Source organism: Streptomyces lincolnensis (assembly GCF_001685355.1).
Classification (GTDB): domain Bacteria; phylum Actinomycetota; class Actinomycetes; order Streptomycetales; family Streptomycetaceae; genus Streptomyces; species Streptomyces lincolnensis.
In genome coordinates this window covers 6,202,466-6,226,120 of the sequence record NZ_CP016438.1, presented here as the reverse complement: position 1 = coordinate 6,226,120, position 23,655 = coordinate 6,202,466, and the positions used below count along the sequence as shown (strand labels likewise).

The 23,655-nt window shown below is 72.2% G+C and carries 24 protein-coding genes and 1 riboswitch; of the genes, 10 read left to right on the top strand and 14 right to left on the bottom strand.

The genetic code is table 11. The annotated features are described in order from the left end of the window. Nucleotides 1-19: 19 nt before the first annotated feature. The 5 genes from SLINC_RS27860 to SLINC_RS27840 all read right to left on the bottom strand — a co-directional run bounded on the left by SLINC_RS27860 (nucleotide 20) and on the right by SLINC_RS27840 (nucleotide 4,312). Nucleotides 20-427, bottom strand: a complete 408-nt coding sequence (locus tag SLINC_RS27860) for an ATP-binding protein (protein WP_067438263.1) — start codon at nucleotides 425-427, stop codon at nucleotides 20-22. 128 nt (nucleotides 428-555) lie between these two features. Next, nucleotides 556-2,112 (bottom strand): ABC transporter substrate-binding protein, encoded by a 1,557-nt coding sequence (locus SLINC_RS27855; protein WP_067438260.1) that lies wholly within the window; start codon nucleotides 2,110-2,112, stop codon nucleotides 556-558. Between the two features lie 183 nt (nucleotides 2,113-2,295). Beyond that, a complete protein-coding gene (locus tag SLINC_RS48115) occupies nucleotides 2,296-2,625 on the bottom strand; it encodes a hypothetical protein (protein WP_067438257.1) in 330 nt (109 codons plus the stop codon). A 91-nt stretch (nucleotides 2,626-2,716) separates the two neighbouring features. Beyond that, nucleotides 2,717-4,048: a metallophosphoesterase gene (locus tag SLINC_RS27845; protein ID WP_067438255.1), complete on the bottom strand. Its 1,332-nt coding sequence runs from the start codon at nucleotides 4,046-4,048 to the stop codon at nucleotides 2,717-2,719. A gap of 24 nt (nucleotides 4,049-4,072) precedes the next feature. Further along, nucleotides 4,073-4,312 carry an SCO4848 family membrane protein gene (locus SLINC_RS27840; RefSeq protein WP_067438252.1) on the bottom strand — a complete coding sequence of 80 codons (240 nt, stop codon included), beginning with the start codon at nucleotides 4,310-4,312 and terminating at the stop codon, nucleotides 4,073-4,075. Nucleotides 4,313-4,403: 91 nt separating this feature from the next. On the opposite strand from SLINC_RS27840, the gene SLINC_RS27835 reads away from it, so the two are divergent. After that, a complete protein-coding gene (locus tag SLINC_RS27835; RefSeq protein WP_335743782.1) occupies nucleotides 4,404-5,747 on the top strand; it encodes a D-alanyl-D-alanine carboxypeptidase family protein in 1,344 nt (447 codons plus the stop codon). On the opposite strand, the gene SLINC_RS27830 is transcribed toward SLINC_RS27835, so the two are convergent. The 4 genes from SLINC_RS27830 to SLINC_RS27815 are packed head-to-tail and all read right to left on the bottom strand — an operon-like array spanning nucleotide 5,695 to nucleotide 8,520. Beyond that, nucleotides 5,695-6,603: a YihY/virulence factor BrkB family protein gene (locus tag SLINC_RS27830; protein ID WP_067438247.1), complete on the bottom strand. Its 909-nt coding sequence runs from the start codon at nucleotides 6,601-6,603 to the stop codon at nucleotides 5,695-5,697. The two genes, SLINC_RS27835 and SLINC_RS27830, sit on opposite strands and share 53 nt — an antisense overlap. Then, nucleotides 6,591-7,022, bottom strand: a complete 432-nt coding sequence (locus SLINC_RS27825; RefSeq protein ID WP_067438244.1) for a GtrA family protein — start codon at nucleotides 7,020-7,022, stop codon at nucleotides 6,591-6,593. The genes SLINC_RS27830 and SLINC_RS27825 overlap by 13 nt, the downstream gene beginning before the upstream one ends. Further along, nucleotides 7,016-8,002: a decaprenyl-phosphate phosphoribosyltransferase gene (locus SLINC_RS27820; protein WP_067438241.1), complete on the bottom strand. Its 987-nt coding sequence runs from the start codon at nucleotides 8,000-8,002 to the stop codon at nucleotides 7,016-7,018. The genes SLINC_RS27825 and SLINC_RS27820 overlap by 7 nt, the downstream gene beginning before the upstream one ends. Then, the gene (locus SLINC_RS27815; protein ID WP_067445776.1) at nucleotides 7,999-8,520 is read right to left on the bottom strand and encodes a phosphatase PAP2 family protein; all 522 of its coding nucleotides are present in this window, start codon (nucleotides 8,518-8,520) and stop codon (nucleotides 7,999-8,001) included. The genes SLINC_RS27820 and SLINC_RS27815 overlap by 4 nt, the downstream gene beginning before the upstream one ends. Before the next feature lie 151 nt (nucleotides 8,521-8,671). On the opposite strand from SLINC_RS27815, the gene SLINC_RS27810 reads away from it, so the two are divergent. Then, on the top strand, nucleotides 8,672-10,027 hold the full coding sequence (locus SLINC_RS27810; RefSeq protein WP_067438238.1) for an FAD-binding oxidoreductase: 1,356 nt from the start codon (nucleotides 8,672-8,674) through the stop codon (nucleotides 10,025-10,027). A 61-nt stretch (nucleotides 10,028-10,088) separates the two neighbouring features. Next, the gene (locus SLINC_RS27805) at nucleotides 10,089-10,844 is read left to right on the top strand and encodes a decaprenylphospho-beta-D-erythro-pentofuranosid-2-ulose 2-reductase (protein ID WP_067438236.1); all 756 of its coding nucleotides are present in this window, start codon (nucleotides 10,089-10,091) and stop codon (nucleotides 10,842-10,844) included. Nucleotides 10,845-10,893: 49 nt separating this feature from the next. Here SLINC_RS27805 and SLINC_RS27800 read toward each other — a convergent pair whose 3' ends face one another. Both SLINC_RS27800 and trpS read right to left on the bottom strand, forming a co-directional pair. Continuing rightward, nucleotides 10,894-11,478, bottom strand: a complete 585-nt coding sequence (locus tag SLINC_RS27800) for a 2'-5' RNA ligase family protein (RefSeq protein ID WP_067438233.1) — start codon at nucleotides 11,476-11,478, stop codon at nucleotides 10,894-10,896. Between the two features lie 150 nt (nucleotides 11,479-11,628). Next, the gene (gene trpS, locus SLINC_RS27795; protein WP_067445773.1) at nucleotides 11,629-12,642 is read right to left on the bottom strand and encodes a tryptophan--tRNA ligase; all 1,014 of its coding nucleotides are present in this window, start codon (nucleotides 12,640-12,642) and stop codon (nucleotides 11,629-11,631) included. 142 nt (nucleotides 12,643-12,784) lie between these two features. Between trpS and SLINC_RS27790 the strand changes: the two genes are divergently transcribed. The 5 genes from SLINC_RS27790 (at nucleotide 12,785) to SLINC_RS27775 (ending at nucleotide 15,886) form a co-directional block, all read left to right on the top strand. Beyond that, nucleotides 12,785-13,345 carry an RNA polymerase sigma factor gene (locus tag SLINC_RS27790; protein ID WP_225988401.1) on the top strand — a complete coding sequence of 187 codons (561 nt, stop codon included), beginning with the start codon at nucleotides 12,785-12,787 and terminating at the stop codon, nucleotides 13,343-13,345. Beyond that, a complete protein-coding gene (locus SLINC_RS27785; RefSeq protein WP_107406680.1) occupies nucleotides 13,332-14,228 on the top strand; it encodes a hypothetical protein in 897 nt (298 codons plus the stop codon). Before SLINC_RS27790 ends, SLINC_RS27785 begins: the two co-directional genes overlap by 14 nt. Before the next feature lie 122 nt (nucleotides 14,229-14,350). Then, a complete protein-coding gene (locus SLINC_RS49485) occupies nucleotides 14,351-14,761 on the top strand; it encodes a hypothetical protein (protein ID WP_225988400.1) in 411 nt (136 codons plus the stop codon). 63 nt (nucleotides 14,762-14,824) lie between these two features. Next, complete coding sequence (locus SLINC_RS49480) at nucleotides 14,825-15,118, top strand: hypothetical protein (RefSeq protein WP_225988399.1); 294 nt, start codon at nucleotides 14,825-14,827, stop codon at nucleotides 15,116-15,118. Between the two features lie 117 nt (nucleotides 15,119-15,235). After that, nucleotides 15,236-15,886 (top strand): hypothetical protein, encoded by a 651-nt coding sequence (locus SLINC_RS27775; RefSeq protein WP_067445771.1) that lies wholly within the window; start codon nucleotides 15,236-15,238, stop codon nucleotides 15,884-15,886. Between the two features lie 68 nt (nucleotides 15,887-15,954). On the opposite strand, the gene SLINC_RS27770 is transcribed toward SLINC_RS27775, so the two are convergent. After that, the gene (locus SLINC_RS27770; RefSeq protein ID WP_067438227.1) at nucleotides 15,955-17,406 is read right to left on the bottom strand and encodes a glycine hydroxymethyltransferase; all 1,452 of its coding nucleotides are present in this window, start codon (nucleotides 17,404-17,406) and stop codon (nucleotides 15,955-15,957) included. Between the two features lie 41 nt (nucleotides 17,407-17,447). Continuing rightward, a riboswitch (ZMP/ZTP riboswitch) is annotated at nucleotides 17,448-17,539 on the bottom strand. Between the two features lie 211 nt (nucleotides 17,540-17,750). Between SLINC_RS27770 and SLINC_RS27765 the strand changes: the two genes are divergently transcribed. Next, nucleotides 17,751-18,620 carry a DMT family protein gene (locus tag SLINC_RS27765; RefSeq protein ID WP_067438224.1) on the top strand — a complete coding sequence of 290 codons (870 nt, stop codon included), beginning with the start codon at nucleotides 17,751-17,753 and terminating at the stop codon, nucleotides 18,618-18,620. Nucleotides 18,621-18,682: 62 nt separating this feature from the next. Next, nucleotides 18,683-19,099 (top strand): hypothetical protein, encoded by a 417-nt coding sequence (locus SLINC_RS27760; RefSeq protein WP_067438221.1) that lies wholly within the window; start codon nucleotides 18,683-18,685, stop codon nucleotides 19,097-19,099. Here the strand turns inward: SLINC_RS27760 and SLINC_RS27755 are convergent. Together SLINC_RS27755 and pdxR are read right to left on the bottom strand one after the other, a co-directional pair. Continuing rightward, nucleotides 19,071-21,827 (bottom strand): LuxR family transcriptional regulator, encoded by a 2,757-nt coding sequence (locus SLINC_RS27755; RefSeq protein WP_079164750.1) that lies wholly within the window; start codon nucleotides 21,825-21,827, stop codon nucleotides 19,071-19,073. The two genes, SLINC_RS27760 and SLINC_RS27755, sit on opposite strands and share 29 nt — an antisense overlap. Before the next feature lie 421 nt (nucleotides 21,828-22,248). Next, nucleotides 22,249-23,634: a MocR-like pyridoxine biosynthesis transcription factor PdxR gene (pdxR, locus tag SLINC_RS27750; protein ID WP_067438215.1), complete on the bottom strand. Its 1,386-nt coding sequence runs from the start codon at nucleotides 23,632-23,634 to the stop codon at nucleotides 22,249-22,251. Nucleotides 23,635-23,655: the final 21 nt, after the last annotated feature.

Here is a 23,655-nt window from a genome sequence, read left to right as displayed (position 1 = left end):
TGCTCACGGTCCGAGGTGCTCACGGGTTCGCGTGGGCGAGCACCAGCGCCCACACCGTCTTGCCGTGCCGGCCCCTGCCCCACACGCCCCAGGCCGCGGCGATGTTCTCCACCAGGTGCAGGCCCCGGCCGGTCTCCTCCCACTCCCCCACCAGCCTCAGCCGGGGCTCCATCCTCCCCTCGTCGGAGACCTCGATCAGACAGGAGCCGTCGGCGAGCGCGGTGACGGCCACCTCGAACTCACGCTCCAGCAGCGGCCCATGGCGTACGACGTTGGTGGCCAGCTCGGACACGAGCAGCACCGCGTCGGCGAGCGCCGGGTCGTCCACGCCGTGGCCCCAGTCGGCCAGATGGTCCCGGACCCGGCGCCGGGCTATACCGACGGAAGCCGGATGCCGGGGCAACCGGAAGGAGTTGCGTCTCAACACGTTTGCTCCTCACCCCGCACACACCTCCGTCACATGGTGCTGCGTCGAGGCGCGGATCGGCGTCACTCCGGCGAAGGTCGCTACCGCGCAATCGCGTCAGATCTGCGGGCGCCGATCTCAGACCGCTGTCATATCCACGTCAGCCGCCAGAGCCTGAAGACGCCGGTGCCGTCCGAAAGATACTGTCCGCCGCCGACATCCTCGTTGCTGACGACGTATTCCTTGGCCTGCCACAGCGGAATCACCGGCACATCGGCCGCGACGGCCTGCTGCAGCTCACGGAAGTCCTGGTCCGCCTCACTGCGGTCGGCGTACCGCTGACTGTCCTGAATCAGCTGGTCGACGGCCTTGCTTCGGTACCCGGTGTTCATCGTGCCGTCGGTGCCGACGAGCGGGGCGCCGAAGGTGTCGGGGTCGGGATAGTCGGCCACCCAGCCGACCGCGTAGGCGTCCAGCCTGCCGGTGGCCCAGCGCTTCTGGAAGTCGGTCCACTCGTACCCCTTGACGGTCACCTTGAACAGACCGCTCGCCTCCAGCTCCCGTTTGATCTCCGCGGCCTCCTCGGCGGCGGCGCCACGACCGGTGCCGTAGCCGTAGGTGAAGCGGACCGGGAGGGTGACACCGGCCTCGGTGAGCAGCCGGCGCGCCTCCGCGGTGCTCTGCTTCGGGTAGAGATCGAAGTACGACGTGGTGTGGCCGGTGATGCCCGTCGGGATCAGCGAGTACAGGGCGTCGACGGTGCCGTCGTAGACCGTGGCGGCCAGTCGCTCGCGGTCGATCAGCCAGGCCATGGCCTGCCGGACGCGCTTGTCGTGCAGCGGGGAGCCGGCGCGGGTGTCGAGGTAGAGGTTGCGGGTCTCGGAGCTGTCGACCTCGGAGACCCGCTGGCTCGGGTCGCTGGCGTTCAGGCCGGCGAGGACCTTCGGCGGCAGTGTCCGGGTGGCGACGTCGATCCGCTTGGCCTTCCAGGCGTCGTCGAGCCGGTCGCCGTCGGCGTAGAAGCTCAGCTCGACGGGCCGCCCGGCGTCCTTGACGGCTCCCTTGTAGCGGCTGTTGGGCGCGAGGACCGCTCTCTTGCCCTTCGCGTACGCCGTCAGGTCGTACACGCCGGTTCCGTCGACGCCGTCGCCGTCGCGGAGTGCGGTCGCCGGGTACTTGGTGCGGTCGACGATCGAGCCGGCACCGGTGGCGACCTTGAACGGGAACGTGGCGTCCGGCGAGGACAGATGGAAGGTGACGGTCCGGCCGCTCGCGCTCACCGACTTCAGGGTGGACAGCAGGGAGGCGGGACCGACATCGGAGTTGATCTTCTTGACCCGGTCGAAGGAGTACTTCACGTCCTCGGCGGTCACCTTGCGGCCGCTCGGGAAGGTGAGCCCCTCGCGCAGCTCGCAGCGGTAGGTGCGCAGACCGCTGCCGACGAAGGCGCACTTCTCCGCCGCGTCCGGCACGGGTGAGGAGCCGCCCGGCTCGAAGGTCAGCAGTGACTGGAAGACGTTGCTGAACAGGGCCCAGGAACCGGCGTCGTAGGCACCGGCCGGATCGAGGGACGTGACGGTGTCCGAGGTGCCGACCTTGATGGTCCTGCCCTCGTCGCCCCGCGCCGGCAGCAGTTGCCGGCCGCCGATCCCTATGGCCGCAAGCACCAGCAGTGTCGCGAGTATCCGCACCCGAACCGAGCGCATCGGTTTTGCCCTCCCCGGGCCCTTCACGGCCCCAGCACATGCCACTCCCCTAGTGGCGCGGATCACCTAATCACAGGAGTTTCGCGTGGGGGAAGAGAGGTTTGCGGAGTTGGTCAAGTCATTACCGCGCCGCGTTTCGGCCATGTTTCGCGGCGGACTCAGTCGCCCTCGAAGCAGAGCCGCTCAGTCGCCCTCGAAGCAGAGCTGTGTCGACGGGTCGGCCGCGCAGCCGCGGGCGAGGCGGGCGATCTCGTCGAGCAGGGTGCGGTCCGTCTCGTCGGGTGTCCGGCCGCGCAGCACGGCGAGTTCGTCGAGGAGCTGGTCCATGTCGGCGGGTGTCAGGGCGAGTGAGCCGTACGGGTCGATCCGGCTCAGCAGGGGCAGGCCGGTCCCGGAGCACAGACGGGCGAAGGCGTCCGTCAGGTCCGCGTGGGCGTCGATCTCGGTCAGCCGTCGGCGCCGAGGGCTGGTGCCGGGCTGGGTCACCCTCATGAGCAGGACGTCGACACCCATGCCGCTCGCGCTCCTCCGCTCACGTCTGCTTCTCCGCCCAGGCCCGCGCCTCCGGTCAGGCCCGCGCCTCCGGTCAGGCCCGCGCCTCCGCTCACGCCTGCTTGCTCGCGAGCTCGATCACCGTGATGTCCGACGGTGCCCCGACCCGGGTCGGCGGGCCCCAGGCGCCGGCGCCGCGGCTGACGTACAGCTGGGTGTCGCCGTACCGCTCCAGGCCGGCGACCGTCGGGTTCGCCGCCGCGGCGAGGAAGTTGCCGGGCCAGAGCTGCCCGCCGTGGGTGTGGCCGGAGAGCTGGAGGTCTACGCCGTGGTCGACGGCGTCGTGGATCTGGACGGGCTGGTGGGCGAGGAGCACGCACGCGCGTGCCCGGTCCCGGTCGCCGAGGGCCTTGGCGAAGTCGGGGCCCTGGCCCTCGCTCTCGCCCGCGATGTCGTTGACGCCGGCCAGGTCGAACCACGGCAGTTCCGTCCGGGCGTTCTCCAGGGGGAGCAGACCGAGCCGGCGCACCTCCGCGACCCACTGTTCGGCGCCGGAGAAGTACTCGTGGTTGCCGGTGACGAAGTAGCTCCCGTGCCGGGCCTTGAGCTGGGACAGCGGCGCCGCCGCCGGTCTCAGGTCCTTCACGCTGCCGTCGATCAGGTCGCCGACGACCGCGATCAGGTCGGGCTGGGTGGAGTTGATCGTGTCGACGACCGTCTGGGCGAAGCCGCGGCCGAGGACCGGGCCCAGGTGGATGTCGCTGACCACGGCGATCCGGTAACCGTGCGCCGCGCGCGGGAGCTTGGCCAGTGGAACGGTGACCCGCTTGACCGTCGGCCCGTTCAAGACGCCGTAGGTGCCGACACCCACGGTGGTGAGGGCGGCCGCCGCGGCGGCGCCTCCGATGACACGGGAGACGAAGAGCCGCCGGGAGGGCGCGGCCACCAGCCCTGACGGCCCGGCAGGCGGCGGCTCCTCGGCCGACGGAGGCTCTGCTCCGGTCGGCGACGGCTGCGCTCCGGACGCACCGGGTCCCGCCTGTGCCCCGGCCGGCACGGATTCCGGCTGCGGCACGGCTGTCGCGGGCTCCGGCCGCGCCACCGCGACCTGGTCCACCGCCCGGCTACGGTCCCGCCGTTCGAGGAACCGCCGCAGCAGCGGTCGTACGACCTCACCCACGACGACGGCCAGCAGCAGGTAGATCGACAGGGCCAGCCACATGAAACCGGGCCAGGCCAGGACGCGCTGGAGCCAGAAGGGGGCGCCGGTGCGCTCGGCGACGAGCGCACCGACCGCCAGCGCCCAGCCACCGGCGACGAGCACCACGCCACCGCGGCGCACCCAGCCCGGACCCCGCGTCGTGTCGCGGAACAGGCGGCGCCACAGATACCAGTTGGCCGTCACGAGAACGGTCAGCGCGATGAGCGCGAAGACGATGACCACGGTGTGCTAACTCCTGAGGGCCGACTATGAGTTCCGCCGCAGTGCGCGTACTCCGCGCAACCCGATGCCCCCGATGACCGTCCCCAATACGAAGGAGACGACGGCGAGCAGCAGATGCACCCAGAAGTACGCCGTCGGGTGACCGTCGTCGAACGCGAGCCCGCTGCCGTCCTTGATCAGGTTTTTGACGAAAGTGACCCAGATGACCCAGCTCCACACCCCGAAGGCGAGCAGGAACCAGGAGACGGGGCGGCTGAGCTTCATGCCTCCAGTATCGCCGTCCGGTGTCCTGTTCCGACTCCGGGGTCGGATGGGCCGCGGGACTTCACGCCCAGTGCCATGTACGTTCCTGAGCGTGCCCGCTCCGAAAAAGACCGCCAGGCGATCCCTGCTGGTCACCTCAGTCGCCTTGTCGTCACTCGCGCTGACCGCCGTGCCCGCGCTGCCCGCCGTCGCGGCTCCCAAGCCGTCGCCGAGTCCGTCGGGGAGTCCGTCGCCGAACCCGTCGGGCAGTCCGTCGGGCAGCCCCTCGGCGAGTCCGTCGGCCACTCCCCCGGCGACGATGTCGAGCGTGGGCGGCGCCCGGCTCGGCCAGGCCGGACCGCAGGTCAATCTGGCGAGCGGGGTGCCGGTGCTGCCCAAGGACCTGAGCGCGCGCTCGTGGATCGTCGCCGACGCAGAGTCCGGTGACGTGCTGGCCGCGAACAACGCGCACTGGCGCCTGCCCCCGGCGAGCACGCTGAAGATGCTGTTCGCGGACACCGTGCTGCCGAAGTTCCCCAAGACCGAGAAGCACAAGGTGGTCCCCTCCGACCTGGTCGGCGTCGGGGCCGGCTCCAGCATGGTCGGGATAAAGGAGGGCGAGACGTACACCGTCCACGACCTGTGGCTCGGTGTCTTCCTTCGCTCCGGCAACGACGCCGTGCACGTGCTGTCGACGATGAACGACGGCGTCGACACCACCGTCAGGGAGATGAACGCCCACGCCGAGGAGCTCCAGGCCCTCGACACGCACGTGGTCAGCCCCGACGGCTACGACGCTCCCGGCCAGGTCTCCTCCGCGTACGACCTGACGCTGTTCGCCCGCTCCGGGCTCCAGAAGAAGGACTTCCGCGAGTACAGCTCCACGGTCACCGCGAAGTTCCCGGGCAAGACCACGAAGAAGAAGGGCAAGACGGTCCGCGGGACCTTCGAGATCCAGAACACCAACCGGCTGCTGACCGGAGCCTCCGGGCTCTCCGTCTACCCGGGCATCGCGGGTGTGAAGAACGGCAACACCACCAACGCGGGCGCCACCTTCACCGGCGTCGCCGAGCGGGGCGGCAAGGTGCTGCTCGTCACGATCATGAACCCGGCCAAGGACGAGCCCAACGAGGTCTACAAGGAGACCGCCAAGCTCTTCGACTGGGGCTTCAAGGCGGCCGGCAAGGTGGAGCCGGTCGGAGAACTGGTGCCGCCGAAGAGCGCCATGCAGTCCGCCCAGCCGGGCTCCAACGCCTCCGGCGAGGCCGGGGGCGCGGGGTCCGGCGGGGCGTCCTCGAAGCCCGTCGCGAGTTCCACGGCCCAGACGGGATCCGGCGGCATGGGCATCGCGTTCGCGATCACCGGCGGGGTGCTGGTGCTGCTCGCGGGGGCCGCGTTCCTGGTCAACCGCCGCTGGCCGCTGCCGGATCTGGTACGTCGTCGCCCTCGTCCGTGAGCTCGGCCTCCTTGCTCTGCGTCGCCGTCCAGGCGGCGCAGAACAGGACCAGTTTCGACGTGAAGTTGATCCACAGCAGCAGGGCGACGGGCACGCCGAACGCGCCGTACATGCTCTTCGCGGCCACACCCTGCATATAGCCGCTGAGCAGCAGCTTCAGCAGCTCGAAGCCGATCGCTCCGGTCAGCCCGGCCACGACCAGCCGCCGGCGCCTCGGCTCGACGCCCGGCAGCAGGGTGAGGACGTACAGGAGCAGCAGGAAGTCGGCGAGTACGGCGACGCCGAACGCGGCGGTCCGCAGCAGCAGGCTGCCCCAGCCGGCCCGGTCGATGCCGAGCTGGTCGGTGATCCAGCCGACCATGGCGGACGCCACGGCGGAGGCGGCGATCGTGACGAGCACGGCGCCGCCGAGGCCGATGAGGATGCCGAGGTCCTTGGCCTTGCGCAGGACCGGGTTCTCCTCCTCGTCGGGCAGCTCCCACACCGCGCGCAGGCACTCGTGCATCGAGCCGGCCCAGCCGATGCCGGTGAACAGCAGCGCGGCGGCGGCGATGAGACCGACGGTGCCGGCGTTCTGGACCAGGGCGTCGACGTCCAGCTGGTCGGAGATGCCGGGCACCTGCTCGGCGATCTTGTCCTGGAGTTCGTTCTGCTGCCGGGTGCTGAGCGTGGCGGCACCGATCGCGGCGGCCACGGTGAGCAGCGGGAACAGCGCCACGAAGCTCGTGAACGTCATGGCGGCGGCCAGCCGCGTCCACTTCACCCGGTCCAGCCGCTCGTACGACCGCCACGCGTGCGTGGCCGTCAGGCGCGTCCACAGCGGCCCGACGACGGGAAGCTTCTTCAGCCAGTCCATGATCCGACTCTGCCCTCGTTGCGAAAGACCCATGTCCGGGTGCCCCAGAACCGCAGGACAGTGGCCAGGACCATACCGATACCGGCCCCCGACACGGTGTCAGCGCGCTGCGAGGTGAAGCCGAGGCCGTAGTGGCTGACGGCCAGACACAACAGCTGTACGACGGCCCCGGCGATGTTCACCGCGACGAACACGGCGTAGGGGCGCAGGCCCTTGGGCCGGGTGTGCCGGTACGTGCCGAGCGCGTTGCCCGCGTACGCCACCGTGCAGCCGGCGGCGAAGGAGAGCACCTTGGCGGTGAGCGGGTCGAGCCCGCCGGGACCGCGGAGCCAGGTGAAGAGGGCCAGGTCACAGGCGTAGGCGAGGAGGCCCGCGGTGGCGAAGGACAGCAGCTCCTGTCGGGGCGGGAGGCTCACCAATTGGCCACCGCCAGGGCGTACATGGCGATCCACACCAGGGCGATCAGGGCGAGGGCGCGGTCGTGGAGGACGACGTCCTCGGGTTCGCCCGCGGTGCCGCGGTCGGCGAAGACGGCGTAGCGCAGCACGGCGAGGATGAAGGCGACCATCGACAGCTGCCGCCAGGGCAGCACGCTGGTGTGCGGGACGCCGCCCTCCTCCAGGGCCCACAGGCAGTAGCCGAGGACGGCGACTCCGGCGGCGAGCTGCCAGACGAAGCGCAGGTAGCCGGTGGTGTACTCGGTGAGCAACGCGCGCGTGGCGCCCGCTTTCCCGGCCATCTGGACCGCTTCGGAGTAGCGCTTGGCGGACACCATGAACAGCGCCCCGAACCCGGTCGTGATCAGGAACCAGCGGGACAGGGGGATGCCGAGGGCGAGGCCGCCGACCATGGCCCGCATCAGGAACCCGGTCGTGACGACGACGAGGTCGACGACCAGGACGTGCTTGAGGCTGACGCAGTACGCCAGTTGCATGGCCAGGTACGCCGTCAGCAGCGCGGCCACGGCCGGGGAGACCAGCCAGGCCGCAGTGGCCGGCGCGAGGATCCCGAGGGCGCCTCCGACGGCGTACGCGACGGGTACGGGGACCTGTCCCGCGGCGACCGGGCGGCGGCGCTTGGTGGGGTGGGCGCGGTCGGCCTCGGCGTCGCGGGCGTCGTTGATCAGGTAGACGGCGGCGGCGCAGGCGGTGAAGAGGGCGAAGACGAGGACGAGTTGGGTGACGGCGTGCTGGGAGAAGAGCTGGCCCGCGGCGGCCGGGGCGGCGACGACCAGGACGTTCTTGACCCACTGCTTGGGGCGCGCGGTCCTGAGCAGGCCTCCGAGAAGCGAGCCCTTGGGGGGCGGCGGGGTGGTGGCGTGGCGTGGAGGCGTGCGCTGTTCCAGCAGCGCCGTCTCCCGGGTGCGGGCGCTGGTCGCCATCGGCGCTGTCTCGGTCATGCGCGCCCCCTCCCGGTCGGTGTGCTTCTCATCCAGCGCGCTCCGGCGCGTGCCGTGAGTGCTCCGAGGGCCGCGCCGGCCGCCACGTCCGAGGGGTAGTGGACGCCGACGATCAGGCGCGACAGGCACATCACGGCGGCGAGCGGCGGGACGCCGTGCGCGCCCAGCGCGCCGAAGGCGACGGCGGCGGCCGCGGCGGAGGTCGCGTGCGAGCTCGGGAAGGAGTGCCGGCCCGCGGTGCGCACCAGGGGCGCGACATGCGCCGGACGCGGGCGGCGCACCACCCTCTTCACCCCCATGCTGACGAGGTGCGCGCCCGCGGTGAGCGCCGTGCCGCGCAACCAGGCGCCGCGCCGCGCCCCGTCCACGGCGGCGCCCGTGAGGCCCGCCGCGAGCCACAGCGCTCCGTGCTCACCCGCCCAGGACAGGGCGCGCGCGGCGACGGCTACGCGCGGGTCGCCGCCGTACGCACGGAACGTCGACAGGATCTGCCGGTCCATCCGGTCCATCTGGTCCATGGGGTCCATGGGGACTCACTGTTCACGCCCACCCCTCCGGAACTCCGGCAATATTGAGCGACATCCCATTAATCACCCATTTCGGGGAGAGAGTTAATGTTTCGGTTGTTTTCAAACTAATCGCTCATAGCGGGGCGATACGGTCATCGGCATGCCTGCCGACACCGTTCCCGTCACCGGCTGGGGCCGCACCGCTCCCACCGCCGCCTGTCTGATCCGTCCACGGACGTACGAGGAGGCCGCGGCCGCCGTCCGGGACTGCGGGGCCCGCGGGGGCATCCCCAGGGGCCTGGGGCGGGCCTACGGGGACGCGGCGCAGAACGCCGGCGGCGCCGTGTTCGACATGACGGGGCTCGACCGGATCCACGTCATCGACGCCGCCGCCGGGATCGTGCTGTGCGACGCCGGGGTCTCCCTGCACCGGCTGATGGAGGTGCTGCTGCCGCTCGGCTGGTTCGTGCCGGTGACGCCCGGCACCCGCTACGTCACGGTCGGCGGGGCGATCGGCGCGGACATCCACGGCAAGAACCACCATGTGTCGGGCTCCTTCTCCCGGCACGTGCTCTCGCTCGAACTGCTCACCGCCGACGGCGAGATCCGCACCGTCGGCCGCGACACCCCCCTGTTCGACGCGACCTGCGGCGGCATGGGCCTGACCGGCATGATCCTCACCGCGACCGTCCGGCTCCAGCCGGTCGAGACCTCCCTGATGACGGTCGACACCGAACGCGCCCGCGACCTCGACGACCTGATGGCCCGCCTGACTGCCGGCGACCACCGCCACCGCTACTCGGTCGCGTGGATCGACCTGCTGGCGCGCGGCGCGACGACGGGGCGCGCGGTGCTGACACGGGGCGACCACGCACCCCTGGACGCGCTGCCGAGGGGCACGCGCGCGCGGAGAGAGCCGCTGGCCTTCCGCACCTCCCGCTTCCCGGCCGCCCCCGCCTTCCTCCCGGAGGGTCTGCTCACCCGCACGACCGTGGGAGCGTTCAACGAGCTCTGGTACCGCAGGGCCCCCCGCGCGCGTACCGGCGAGCTCCAGCGGATCTCCACGTTCTTCCACCCCCTGGACGGGGTTCCGCACTGGAACCGGATCTACGGCCGCGGCGGGTTCGTGCAGTACCAGTTCGTCGTCGGACACGGCCAGGAGGACGCCGTACGCCGGATCGTGCGGCGGGTCTCGGAGCGGCGCTGTCCGTCCTTCCTGGCCGTCCTGAAGCGCTTCGGGGACGCCGACCCGGGCTGGCTCTCCTTCCCCGTGCCCGGCTGGACGCTGGCCCTGGACATCCCGGCGGGACTGCCCGGCCTCGGCACCTTCCTCGACGAACTCGACCAGGAGGTGGCCGCCGCGGGCGGGCGCGTCTACCTCGCCAAGGACTCCCGGCTGCGGCCCGAACTGCTCGCCGGCATGTATCCGCGCCTCGACGACTTCCGGGCGCTGCGCGCGGAGTTGGACCCGCGCGGAGTGTTTGTGTCGGACCTGGCCCGCCGTCTCGCCCTCTAGGAGGCGTGGCAGCCCCCAGAGGGCATCCACGCCCCCGGACCCTTCGTCATAGGAGCTGTTCGTGAAGGACGCCTTCGGCATCCCCCAGTCCCTGCTCGTCCTCGGCGGTACGTCCGAGATCGCGCTGGCCACCGTGCGCCGTCTGATCGCCCGCCGCACCCGCACCGTGTGGCTGGCCGGACGTCCCTCCCCCGCACTGGAGACGGCCGCCGCGGACCTGCGCGCCCAGGGGGCCGACGTGCACACGGTCGCCTTCGACGCGCTCGACGCCGACTCCCACGAGGCGGCCCTCGGCAAGATCTTCGCCGAGGGCGACGTCGACATGGTGCTGCTCGCCTTCGGTGTCCTCGGCGACCAGGCGCGCGACGAGCGCGAACCGGCCGCCGCGGTGCGCGTCGCGCAGACCAACTACACGGGCGCTGTGTCGTCGGGACTGGTCGCCGCGCGCGCGTTGCAGGCCCAGGGCCACGGATCCCTCGTCGTGCTCTCCTCCGTGGCCGGCGAGCGGGCCCGCCGCTCCAACTTCATCTACGGCTCCAGCAAGGCCGGTCTGGACGCCTTCGCCCAGGGGCTGGGCGACGCGCTCCACGACACCGGCGTCCACGTGATGGTCGTACGCCCCGGATTCGTCCGCTCGAAGATGACCGCGGGTCTTGAGGAGGCACCGCTCGCGACGACACCGGAGGCGGTCGCCGCGGCGATCGAGCTGGGCCTGCGCCGCCGCTCGGAGACGGTGTGGGTGCCGGGCGCGCTCAGGGTCGTGATGTCGGCGCTGAGGCATGTGCCGCGCGGGCTGTTCCGGCGGCTGCCGCTGTAACGGGAGGTACAGACTATGTAACTGGAGTTACACAGCCCTGTGATCGGAGTTACAGCTGGCTGGTGGGCAGGGAGCCGCGCTCCACGTGGGTCGCCTGCGGGGGGACCACGGTCCCGCCGAAGACGTACTCGCGCAGCTTGCGCCAGACCCCGTCGGCGCCCTGTTCGTAGAGCGCGAAGCCGGTGCAGGGCCACTCGGCCTCGTAGTCGGCGAGCGCCTCGAAGGCGCGGTCCATGGCCTCGTCCTCGATGCCGTGCGCGACCGTGACGTGCGGGTGGTACGGGAACTGAAGCTCGCGTGCGACCGGTCCGGAGGCGTCCCGGACCTGCTTCTGGAGCCAGGTGCAGGCCTCGGCGCCCTCGGCGACCTGGACGAAGACGACGGGCGACAGGGGCCGGAAGGTGCCCGTCCCGGACAGGCGCATCGGGAACGGCCGGCCGGCCGCGGCCACCTCGGTCAGATGGGCCTCGATGGCCGGCAGGTCGGTGTCCTCGACCTCCGTCGGCGGCAACAGCGTGACATGCGTGGGGATACCGTGAGCAGCGGCGTCGCCGAAGCCCGCGCGCCGCTCCTGGAGCAGGCTGCCGTGAGGCTCCGGGACCGCGATCGACACACCGATCGTTACGGTCCCCACGTCGTCTCCTGTCGTCACTTGTCGTCGCTGTCCGGTTGGGTGTCGGCCGTCCGGCTATCGACTGTACGGCCACGGGTGTGCTGTGGGCAGGCGCAACGGAAGTGATGTGCAGCGCTCTGCCCAGTGGTACGGCGTGTGCGGCGGTGCGCGTCAGTGCTTGGCGGGCAGCAGGCCCACCCGGTCGTACGTCTGCGCGAGGGTCTCCGCGGCGACGGCGCGCGCCTTCTCCGCACCCTTGGCCAGGAGCGCGTCCAGTGTCTCCGGGTCGTCGAGGTACTGCTGGGTGCGCTCCCGGAAGGGGGTCACGAACTCGACCATGATGTCGGCGAGGTCCGTCTTGAGCGCACCGTAGCCCTTGCCGTCGTACTTGCGCTCCAGATCCGCGACGGCCTCGCCCGTGAGGGTCGAGTAGATGCCGAGCAGGTTGCTGACGCCCGGCTTCTCCGCCGGGTCGAAGCGGATCACGGTGTCGGTGTCGGTGACGGCGCTCCTGACCTTCTTGGCGGTGGACTTCGGGTCGTCGAGGAGGTTGACGAGGCCCTTCGGCGTGGAGGCCGACTTGCTCATCTTGACCGACGGGTCCTGGAGGTCGTAGATCTTCGCCGTCTCCTTGAGGATGTACGGCTTCGGGATCGTGAAGGTCTGGCCGAACCGGCCGTTGAAGCGCTCGGCGAGGTCGCGGGTGAGCTCGATGTGCTGGCGCTGGTCCTCGCCGACGGGGACCTCGTTGGCCTGGTACAGCAGGATGTCCGCGACCTGGAGGATCGGGTACGTGAACAGGCCGACCGAGGCGCGGTCCGCGCCCTGCTTGGCGGACTTGTCCTTGAACTGGGTCATGCGGGAGGCCTCGCCGAAGCCGGTGAGGCAGTTCATGACCCAGGCGAGCTGGGCGTGCTCGGGGACGTGGCTCTGGACGAAGAGCGTGCAGCGCTCGGGGTCGAGACCGGCCGCGAGGAGCTGGGCGGCGGCCAGACGGGTGTTCGCGCGCAGGTCCGCGGGGTCCTGCGGGACCGTGATCGCGTGCAGGTCTACGACCATGTAGAACGCGTCGTGGGACTCCTGGAGGGCCACCCACTGGCGGACGGCGCCGAGGTAGTTGCCGAGGTGGAACGAGCCTGCGGTGGGCTGGATTCCGGAGAGCACACGGGGTCGATCAGAGGCCATGTTCACCATTCTCTCAGGTGTCGGGGGCCGATCCGGAACCGCCCGGAAACAGATGGGACACAGGTGGGAACCGATCCGGTCCGGGCGGTGTACCAAGAGTGTGAGGACGCGGGAGGGGGGCCGCATCGTCGATGAGGCCGCGGTGATCGCACGCGTACGCGCCGGAGAGCCGGAGGCGTACGCCGAGCTGGTGCGGGCCCATACGGCCATCGCGCTCAGGGCGGCCACCGCGCTCGGGGCAGGTGCGGACGCGGAGGACGTGGTGCAGCAGGCCTTCGTCAAGGCCTACTGCTCGTTGGGCCGGTTCCGGGAGGGCGCGGCGTTCAAGCCGTGGCTGCTGTCGATCGTGGCCAATGAGACGAGGAACACAGTGCGGACGGCGGCACGCCAGCGCACGCTCGCCGGCCGTGAGGCCGCGTTCGTGGAGGCCGAGCCGCTGATAGCGGATTCGGCGGACCCCGCGGTGGCCACACTGGAGACGGAGCGCCGTGCGGCCCTGCTGGCGGCCATGGAGAAGCTGGGCGAGGAGCACCGCCTGGTGGTCACCTACCGCTATCTGCTGGAGATGGACGAGTCGGAGACGGCCCAGGCGCTGGGCTGGCCCCGGGGCACGGTGAAGTCCCGGCTGAACCGCGCACTGCGGAAGCTGGGCCGCCTGCTGCCGGATTTCCAGCCCCGGGAAGGGGGTGATGAGCGTGAGTGAGCCGTACGACGGTGGCGGCGCCGCCGGGGGGCCGCGCGAGCCTGCCTCCCGGCTGCCGGAGGAGCTGCGGGCGCTGGGCCGGTCCCTGGATCCGCCGGGCGGTGCCGGGTCCGAGACGATGGTCGAGCGGGTGCTGGGGCAGATACTCGCCGAGCAGCTCCCGGTGCCGGTGGCCGAGCCGCCGGGGGCCGGGCGGCGGGTGCGGGCGGCCCGGCTCTGGGCGCGGGCACGGTGGCGGTCGCTGACGGCGGCGCTGTGCGGACTGCTGACGGTACTGGTGCTCACACCCCCGGTGCGGGCGGCGGTGGTCGACTGGTTCGACTTCGGCGGGGTCGAGGTGCGCCACGACCCCTCGGCGGTGCCTTCGGCCGGCGTCGAGGTGCCCGGGTGCGGGCGGTCGCTGTCGTTCGCCCAGGCCGAGCGCCGGGCCGGGTTCGGGCCGCTGATCCCGCGGGCGCTGGGCGTGCCGGACGCGGTGACGGTGAGCGGCGAGCCGCGGGGGCGTTTCGTGACCAGCCTGTGCTGGCGTGAGCAGGGCCGGGTGATCCGGCTGGACGAGTTCGCGGCGAGCCTGGACATCACCTTCGCCAAGACCGTCCGTGAGCAGCCGGAGTGGGTGGATCTGAAGGCCGGTGCCTCCGCCGGCGGCATGGGAGATCCCGCCCTGTGGTTCCCGCGACCGCATGTGCTGAGTTTCTGGCTGGTGGGCGAGGACGGCAGGCGCTACACACGCCAGGAGCGGACGGCCGGGCCGACGCTGCTGTGGACCCACGGCACCGGCGACGAGGAGGTGACGCTCCGGCTGGAGGGCGTGGCCTCGAAGGCACGGGCGGTACAGATCGCGAGGTCGCTCGCCGCGCCGGACAAGGCGTCCTCGCAATAGCCGGACAGCGTCCTCCAAATAGTGGGCGCGGGGTGGGAACCCCGGCGGGTCGGGCGGTGTACCAGAAGTGACACGCGGCTCGCGGACGGGCCGCACGGGGATGGATCCGGTTGGGGGTTCGCATGCGTGGGCTCGGAGAAGTACGCAAGGGCCGATGTCGTGAACTGGCGGCGTTGGCAGGGGCGTTGGCGGTGGTGTTCACGCTGATGGTGTGGGGGGCGTCCGCCGCGTCGGCGGGTGGACCGACGAGCGTGCTCGTGGTCTCCCCGCAGAGCATGGAGACGGCCTCGCTCTATCAATCGGACGAGGAGTACGGCGAGTTGGAGCGGCTGCTGGGAGAGGCGGGCACCGGTACCCGGGACAAGCCGCCGGAGGCGACCCTGATCGGCGGCCGACAGATCAACGTCACGTGGATGGTCCACGATGTCTCGCCCTGGCGGGTGGACCGGGTCTTCCCGTCACCCGAGGCCGACTCCGGCGAGGTCTGGATACATACGGCGGCGACGCTGCCCCAGTCGGTCAACGGCTACTAGCACCGCGCCGAGAACCCCGACCGGCTCCGCGCCCTGCTCGACCGGCTGGGCGTGATGGGTGGGATGGACGATGCCTCGTCGGAGAGGGCGCCCGGCATCTTCCCCGCGCCCTGGGAGACAAGCGGGACGGACCTGGGCACGGACACCGGCACGGCGACCGATCCGCCCGACACGACGACCACCACCGTGGCGGTGGGCACGCCGACGGCGGAGGACGACACGCGGTGGTGGTGGGCACTGCCCGGCGCGGCGGTCGGAGCCGTGCTGGCACTGGCGCTGCGGGCCGTCGCGCCACGGATGCCGTGGGGCCGTCTGCGCCGGGACCCCGGGCCGCGGCAGGAACTGCGGGACGTGTGACGTGCGGAGGGGGACGGACGACGGCCGGCACCTGAAGGGGAACGAATGACGACTCGGAGGAGACGGGCGGGGTCGGTGCGGGTGCGGCTCGCGACCCTCGTGCCGGTGGCCATGGCGATGGCGGCGGTGTTCGGGACGCCGGCGGCCGAGGCGGCGCCGCAGGGTCCCGAGCCGGACCTTCCCGATATGGCGGTGGTCGTCGCGGGCGGTACGGGCCGGACGACGACGGTGCGGTCCGGCGAGGAGGCCTTCGACCGCCTCTGGCAGGTGCTGCGGCCGACCTTCACCGGCACCGAGCGGGTGCCGGAGGCGTGGTCCGAGGGCCGGTTTCCGACGGTGCGGATCACGGTGCTGTGGGGGCTGACAGGTGTCGGAGGCTGGCCGCAGACGAACTCGGCGCCGGGTGGGGATGTGGCGATGTGGCGGCAGGATCAGCTGGTCGTGGACGGGAGCGGCACACCGTGGGTGCGCTCCGACATGGCGCCGGAGGTGAGGGACGACGACATCCGCTGGCACCGGGCACCACGCTCGGCCCTCGACCGGATGGACCGGGCGGGGCTGCTCGACGGCTCCGGTGGCAGGGATGCCGGAGCCGGTGACGGCTCCTCGGAGGGGTGGTCGGCCGATGGGGCCTGGTGGGCGGTGCCGGGGCTCGCCGTGGGGTTCGTGGCAGGGGTCGGCGGCACCCTGCTGATACGCCGCGCGGCGGCCCGGCCGGGGGCCGGACCGCCGCGGGAGGAGCCACGACAGGAACTCATCGATCTGTGAGAGTTCATCGATCCGTGAGAGTCGCCGATCCTTGACAACTCAAGAGGGTGTCCGCAGACCGGGTGGGGTCAGCCGAGGTCGATCTCCGGGTACAGCGGGAAGCCGGCCACCAGGTCGGTGGCGCGGCGGGAGATCTCGTCCGCGATCTTCGGGTCGAGGACGTGCTGCGCCTTGGACGGGGCGCCCTTGCTGGTGGTGCCCGCCTCCGTGGTGGTCAGGACGCGGTCGATGAGGCCCGCGACCTCGTCCATCTCGGCGGTGCCGAGACCACGGGTGGTCAGGGCGGGGGTGCCGATCCGGATGCCAGAGGTGTACCAGGCGCCGTTGGGGTCGGACGGGATGGCGTTGCGGTTGGTGACGATGCCCGAGTCGAGCAGGGCGGCCTCGGCCTGGCGGCCGGTGAGGCCGTAGGAGGAGGCGACGTCGATCAGGTTGAGGTGGTTGTCGGTGCCGCCGGTGACGAGGGTGGCGCCACGCCGCATCAGGCCCTCGGCGAGGGCGCGGGAGTTGTCGACGATGCGCTGGGCGTAGTCCTGGAAGGAGGGCTGCCGGGCCTCGGCCAGCGCGACCGCCTTGGCGGCCATCACGTGCGGGAGCGGGCCGCCGAGAACCATCGGGCAACCGCGGTCGACCTGGTCCTTCAGGGAGTCGTCGCACAGCACCATGCCGCCGCGGGGGCCACGCAGCGACTTGTGGGTGGTGGTGGTGACGATCTGGGCGTGCGGGACCGGGTCGAAGTCGCCGGTCAGCACCTTGCCGGCGACCAGTCCGGCGAAGTGCGCCATGTCCACCATCAGGGTCGCCCCGACCTCGTCGGCGATCTCGCGCATGATGCGGAAGTTCACCAGGCGGGGGTAGGCGGAGTAGCCGGCGACGATGATCAGCGGCTTGAACTCGCGGGCGGTGGCGCGCAGGGCCTCGTAGTCGAGGATGCCGGTGGCGGGGTCGGTGCCGTAGGAGCGCTGGTTGAACATCTTGCCGGAGATGTTCGGGCGGAAGCCGTGGGTGAGGTGGCCGCCGGCGTCCAGGGACATGCCGAGCATGCGCTGGTTGCCGAAGGCCTGCCGGAGCTCGGCCCAGTCGGCCTCGGAGAGGTCGTTGATCTGGCGGACGCCGGCCTTCTCCAGAGCCGGGACCTCGACACGCTGGGCGAGGACCGACCAGAAGGCGACGAGGTTGGCGTCGATACCGGAGTGGGGCTGGACGTAGGCGTGGCGGGCGCCGAAGAGTTCCTTGGCGTGCTCGGCGGCGAGGGACTCGACGGTGTCGACGTTGCGACAGCCGGCGTAGAAGCGGCGGCCGATGGTGCCCTCGGCGTACTTGTCGCTGAACCAGTTGCCCATGGCCAGCAGAGTGGCCGGGGAGGCGTAGTTCTCGGAGGCGATCAGCTTGAGCATCTCGCGCTGGTCGGCCACCTCCTGGCCGATGGCGTCGGCGACGCGCGGCTCGACGGCGCGGATCACGTCGAGGGCCGCGCGGAAGGCGGTGGACTCGTGGGAGAGGGGCTGCTGCTCTGACATGGCGGCCTCCGGGCTGCGTGGCTTGAAACGGTCACGGTTCACGGTTCGGCCCAGGCGCACGGCACTTGTTCACACTCGCAGGCCGCTCCCCGATGGTCCGTCCCATCCCAGCGCGCCAGTCACGGCCTGTCGGCCAGCCTACCGGGCATGCCGACGCGCCACGGGGCCACGTCCACCATCCGGGCGAGGTCTGCGAGGGGTTCAGGGTCCTTGCCTGCGACCGGAGTGCGGCGGTGACGCGACGAGGGCGCGGAGGTCGGCGTCAGCCTAGAGATCGGTAAGAGGGTGTGCACGGCCAGGCCGCTCCTGTCCCCCTCCCCTACAGTCGCTTTGTGCTCTTTGGAATGGTGTGTGCGCTCGGTGCCGCGGTCTGCTTCGGTACGGCGACGGTGTTGCAGGCGATGGCGGCGCGGGCGGCAGGCACCGGCGGGGGAGGCGAGGCGGCGCTGTTCCTGCGGGCGGTCCGGCAATGGCGGTATCTGGCCGGACTGGCGCTGGACGGGCTGGGGTTCCTGTTCCAGGTGGCCGCGCTGCGGTCGGTCCCGATCTACGCGGTGGGCGCGGCGCTGGCGTCGAGTCTGGCGGTGACGGCGGTCGTCGCGGCCCGGCTGCTGCGGGTCCGGCTGAGCGGGAGCGAGTGGGGCGCGGTCGCGGTGGTGTGCGCCGGACTCGCGATGCTCGGGGTGGCGTCGGGGACGGAGGGGGACCGGAGCGGACCGGCCTGGCTGGGGTACGCGATGCTCACCGTCGCCGTGGCGGTGCTGCTGATCGGGCTGGGCGGCGGACTGCTGCCGGAGCGGGCGCGGGCGTTGCTGCTCGGGCTGGGGGCCGGGTTCGGGTTCGGGGTGGTGGAGGTGGCGGTGCGGCTGATCGACTCGCTCGCGCCGTCGGACCTGGTCGCCGATCCGGCGGTGTACGCGCTGCTGCTGGGTGGCGGGGCCGCGTTCCTCTCGCTGACCTCGGCACTCCAGCGGGGGTCGGTGACCACCGCCACCGCGGGGCTGGTGATCGGCGAGACCATCGGGCCCGCGCTGGTGGGCGTGGTGTGGCTGGGAGACCGTACGCGGGAGGGGTTGGCGTGGCTCGCCGTGCTGGGGTTCCTGGTGGGCGTGGCGGGGGCGCTGGCGCTGGCACGGTTCGGTGAGGCACCGCAGGAGCCGGCCCCGGCCGACCCGGGGATTTCCCCGGGGTCTTCCCGGAGGACCGGGGCCTGACGGGCTTCCTACTGTTCCGCGTATCGGCCGGAGGGCCGGCCGGAACACAACAGGGGGTAGTCATGGGACCGAACGACGCTCAGATCGTGCGGGTGTTCAGCCGAGGGCTCAAGGGAACCGTCGCGGACCTCACACTGAACCCGAACGCCGACGGCGAGGTCGTACTGGAGGCGGAGGCCGGGGAGACGCTGCACGACGGCGGCGGGGACTATCTCGTCACGCTCGTGGTGCGTGACCTCAGCGACGGCACCGCCATTCCGGCGCAGGTGCCGAACGCGTCGAAGCCCGGCGAGGTGAAGGGGCGCTTCAGGGACCCCAACTGGGTGGACTTCCCGGCCAGTTTCGGGTTCGTGATGAACAGTGCCGACCTCAAGAACCACCGGGGCCACCTGGTCCAGGCATACGGCTCGGTGGTGTACGGCAACACCAAGCCCGGCTCGACGTTCGCCGTCAGCCAGACGTTCCAGATCCTTCCGTAGGCGCACCCACCCGGGACACGAGTTCCACCCGCGACCGAATGCCGAGCTTGGCGTAGGCGTGGCTCAGGTGGTACTCGACGGTCTTCGCGCTGAGCACCAGCTCGCGGGCGATCTGGCGGTTGGTCAGCCCGGTCACCGCGAGTTGGGCGACGGCGTACTCCTGGGGTGTCAGGTGTTCCCGCGACCGCGGGAGAGCCGCGGGAGTGGTGGCGCCGTCGGGGGCCGCGCCGCAGGCGGTCAGTTCCCGGTCGCAGTGCCGCAGGAAGGGGACGGCGCCGAGCCGCGCGAAGCGGGCCCGGGCCGCCCGGAGATGTTCCAGGGCCGGGCCGCGGCGGCCGGTGCGGCGCAGGAAGGCGCCGAAGTCGAGTTCGGTGCGGGCCCGTTCGAGAGGCAGGTCGACGCGGGCGGCGCGGTCGAGGGCCTCGGCGAAGGCGTCCCGGGCGGACTTCGGGTCGCGGCGGGCGGCGTACAGGGTGCCGCGGATCCGGCAGACGGACGCCAGGGTCGAGGCACGCGAGCGGCGCAGGGCCCGCTGTTCCAGGGCGTCCAGCACCTCCTCGGCCTCGTCGAGCCGACCCGTGGCGACCAGGGCGTCGGCCAGCAGGTCGCGCCAGGGCACGACGCCGGGCTCGGCGGTGAAGTCCAGATCCTCGTGGGCGAGGAGGGTCCGCAGCAGGGTGACCGCGGTCTCCGGGGCGCCGCGGAGGAGGGCCAGGTGGGCGGCCCCGTAGGTCACGAAGATCTCCATCATCGCGGACTCCTGGACCATGCGATGCTCGCGTGCGAGGGTCACGTGCCGTTCGGCCCGCTCGAACTCGCCCCGGGCGGCGAACAGGAGCGCGGCCTCGGCGTGCACCACGGGGGCCATCCAGCCCTGGCCGAGGTCGACGGCGACCGAGGTGGCCGTCTCCCAGTGCAGCATCGCCAGATCCCACGCACCACAGAGGAATTCGGTCTTCGCCAGGATGGTCAAGGAGATCACCCTGAGGGGCACGGGACCCCGGCGGGCGAGTTCCGCGGCCCGCTCCAGCTCGGGGCGTGCCCGGGTCGGGCGGTCGGTGTACAGGTACAACGCTCCTTTGCCCATGAGGAGTTCGATGTCCTCGGGTCCGACGAGCGGGGCTTCGGGGAGTGTGTCGGCCAGCCGGAACCCTTCTTCGAAGGCACCCAGTTGCCCGAGGGCGGCGAGGTGGACGAAGCGCAGGGTGCCGCCGGAGCGGGCCCGGCCGCTGTCGTAGCGGGCCGGTTCGGCCCACTGGCACACCTGGGAGGCGTGGCCGCCCAGCATGTGGACCATCACCTGCTGTTCCGCGATCCGCGCGTCGAGTGCGGGGTCCGCCCCGGGGGTGCGCAGCCGCCATGCCTCGTCCAGCAGGGCCCTGGCCTGGGTGATGCGTCCGGTGAGCAGGGCGAGATGGCCGCGGGCGCAGCACCGTACGGCGTCGTCGGTCGCGTCGGGGAGTGCCGCGGCGACGGCGGCGGCCTCTTCCTCCCGGCCGTCGAACAGATAGGCCTCGACGGCCTCGCAGTCGAGTCGGCCCTGTTCCCGGGGGTGGGAGGCCAGTCGGGCCGCGTAGCGCAGGAGGGGGGCGGCCTCCACCCAGCGGCCGAGGGCGCCGCGTCGCCGGGCGCCGTCGGCTAGTTCGGCGGACAGTGAGTCGTCGGGGCCGTGGGCGGCGAGGGCGCGGTGGTGCAGGCGGGTGAACTCGTCGTCCTCGGTCCGGGCGGCCCGGGCGTGCAGTGCGGTGCGCAGCACGGGACCGAGCCCGTGGTAGACGGCCGCGCGGACCAGGGGGTGGGTGAAGGCGATGCCGGTCGCCGTGTCGTGCGGGGCCTCCTGGAGCAGCCCGTGGGTCAGGGCCTCGGCGAGGGCGGGCAGGGGGTCGGGGGTGTCGGCGAGGCGGGCGGCGCGGGCCAGGGTGCAGTGCGTGCCGAGGACGGCCGCGGCCCGTACCAGCCGGCGGGCGGCCGGTCCGCAGCGGGCGAGCCGGTCCAGGACGAAGGAGGTGTACGACCGCGGGGCGGGCAGGGTGGCCTCGGGGGAGCAAAGCGCGGTGGCCGGTACTTCCTCCAGGAGGGCGCGGCAGTGCAGCGGGTTGCCCTGGGTGTGGGTGTGCAGGCGCCGGGCGGCGGCGGGTGGCAGCGGTTCGGTGAGGAAGCGGGCGCTGAGTCCGACCAGGTCGGTGGTCGCGAGCCCGGCCAGGCGCAGTCGTACGGCGGTGTCGTCGGTGAGGAGCCTGCGCAGTCCGCCGGGCAGCCGCCGGTCGTGGATCTCGCGCAGGGCCAGCAGGACCAGGACGCGGTCGGCGCGTAGTCGGCGCAGGGCGAAGGTGAGGGCGTGCAGGGAGGGGGTGTCGGCCCAGTGCGCGTCGTCGACGAGCACCACGACGGGTTCGTCGCGCTGCAACTCACCGAGGGGGTCGAGGAGTTCGGCGCCGGCGGTGAGCGGGTCGCTGAGCACGGGGCGGCACAGGAGCTGGCTCAGGACGCCGTACGGCAGGTCGGTCTCGTTCTCCGCTCCGGCCGCGGTCAGGACGTGGCCGCGGGCGGTGGTGAGGAAGTGCCTGGCGAGGGCCGTTTTGCCGATGCCCGCGGGTCCTTCGACGACGACCAGCCGCGGGCGGCCCGCGGACGCCTGTTCGTACAGTCGGCGCAGTGCGGCGAGTTCGTCCGTGCGTCCCAGGAACGCCGCTCCGTTGCCGCGTCCCCCGGGCATGGCAGCGTCCATCACAACCCCTCCCCCGAGGCACGACCCGCGGCGCAGCCGGCCGGTGGCCGTGTCCGTACGTTGGCTCGGTTCCAGGATCCAGCCCGGAGGCGGGGGCCGTGGGGAAAGCCGGGGAACTACGCCAACTGGGCAGGGTTCGGGCGGAACTTGTGGCGGACTCGGGATCCGGTCGGGGCCCTCTTGGCGGAACTCTTCGACGGGCGGGTGCACGCGCCGCGGGACGGGGATCGCTCCCGGGCGGCCTCCGAGCCGGCGTTCGAGGTGGTGGGGCGCCGTCCGGGCGATGCGGGGTAAGACCCAATGCGATGGGGAAGAGCCGGGGACGGCCCGGGACGAGGCCGCGTACGCGCGGCGGCTGGCACGGGAGGAGCCGCTGGCGTATCCGCCGGTGGCACGGGAGGACCGTTGGCGTATCCGCCGGTCAGGGCAGCACCCGGCACAGTGCCTCCAGCGCCCCCGCCCACGCGTGGTCGGGCGGTGTGCCGTAGCCCACGACGAGGGCGTCCGTCGGGCCTGTGGTGGCCGAGGGGTGGCGGAAGTAGGAGAGGCCGTGGAGGGCCAGGCCCTGCCAGGCGGCTGCTTGGACCACGGTCTGTTCGGTGCCGGGCGGGAGGCTCAGGACGGCGTGCAGGCCGGCGGCGATCCCCGTGACGTGCACATCGGGGGCATGGGTGGCGAGGGCGGCGACGAGGGCGTCCCTGCGGCGGCGGTAGCGGAGCCGGGAGGAGCGGACGTGGCGGTCGTAGGCGCCGGAGGTGAGGAACTCGGCCAGGGTCAGCTGGTCCAGCACCCCGCAGGTCTCGCCGCCTCCCTTGGCGTCCGCCGCCGCCTCCACCAGGGCGGGCGGGAGCACCATCCAGGCCAGCCGCAGGCCGGGGGCGAGGGACTTGCTCGCGGTGCCGAGGTAGACGACGTGGTCGGGGTCCAGGCCCTGGAGCGCGCCGACGGGCTGGCGGTCGTAGCGGAACTCGCCGTCGTAGTCGTCCTCCAGGACCAGTCCGCCGGTGCGTCGCGCCCATTCCACGAGGGCGGCCCGCCGGTCGCGGTGCAGGGGGAGGCCCATCGGGAACTGGTGGGCGGGGGTGAGCAGGACGGCGCCCTCGTCCGTCAGTCCGGCCACGTTCGTGCCGAGGTCGTCGAACGGCAGGGGTGCGGTGCGCAGTCCCGCCGCCGTCAGCTGCTGTTCGTGGAAGACGAGGCCGTACGACTCGACGGCGACGGAGCGGGTCCGGTGTGCGCGCAGGGCGGTGCCGAGGATGCGCAGGCCGTGTCGGAAGCCGGAGGTGACGAGGATCCGGTCGGGGTCCGTGCGGACTCCGCGGGCGCGGGCGAGGTAGTCGGCGAGGGCGGTGCGCAGTTCGACACGGCCGCGCGGATCGCCGTAGCCGAAAGCCTCGTTGGGGGCGGCGGTGAGGGCGCGGCGGGTGGCCTTGAGCCACTCGGCGCGGGGAAAGGCGGCGAGGTCGGGGGTGCCGGGGCGCAGGTCGTAGGTCGGGCGGGTGCTCTCCCGGCGGGCGTGGGGTGTGCCGGACGGGGGGACGACCGTGCGGTGCGCGACGCGTGTACCCGAGCCCTGGCGGGCGGTGAGCCAGCCCTCGGCGACCAGGTCGGCGTAGGCGTCGGCGACGGTGTTACGGGCGATGCCGAGGTCGACGGCGAGCGCCCGGGAGGACGGCAGCCGGGTGCCTGGGGCCAGCCGGCCGGTGCGTACCGCCTCCCGCAGGGCATCCGTCAGGCCCCGGCGCAGGCCCGGCCCGGTCGGCTCCACATGCAGGTCGACCCCCAGAGTGGCCCAAGATCTCGCCATGGAAATGGACCATACCCCTGG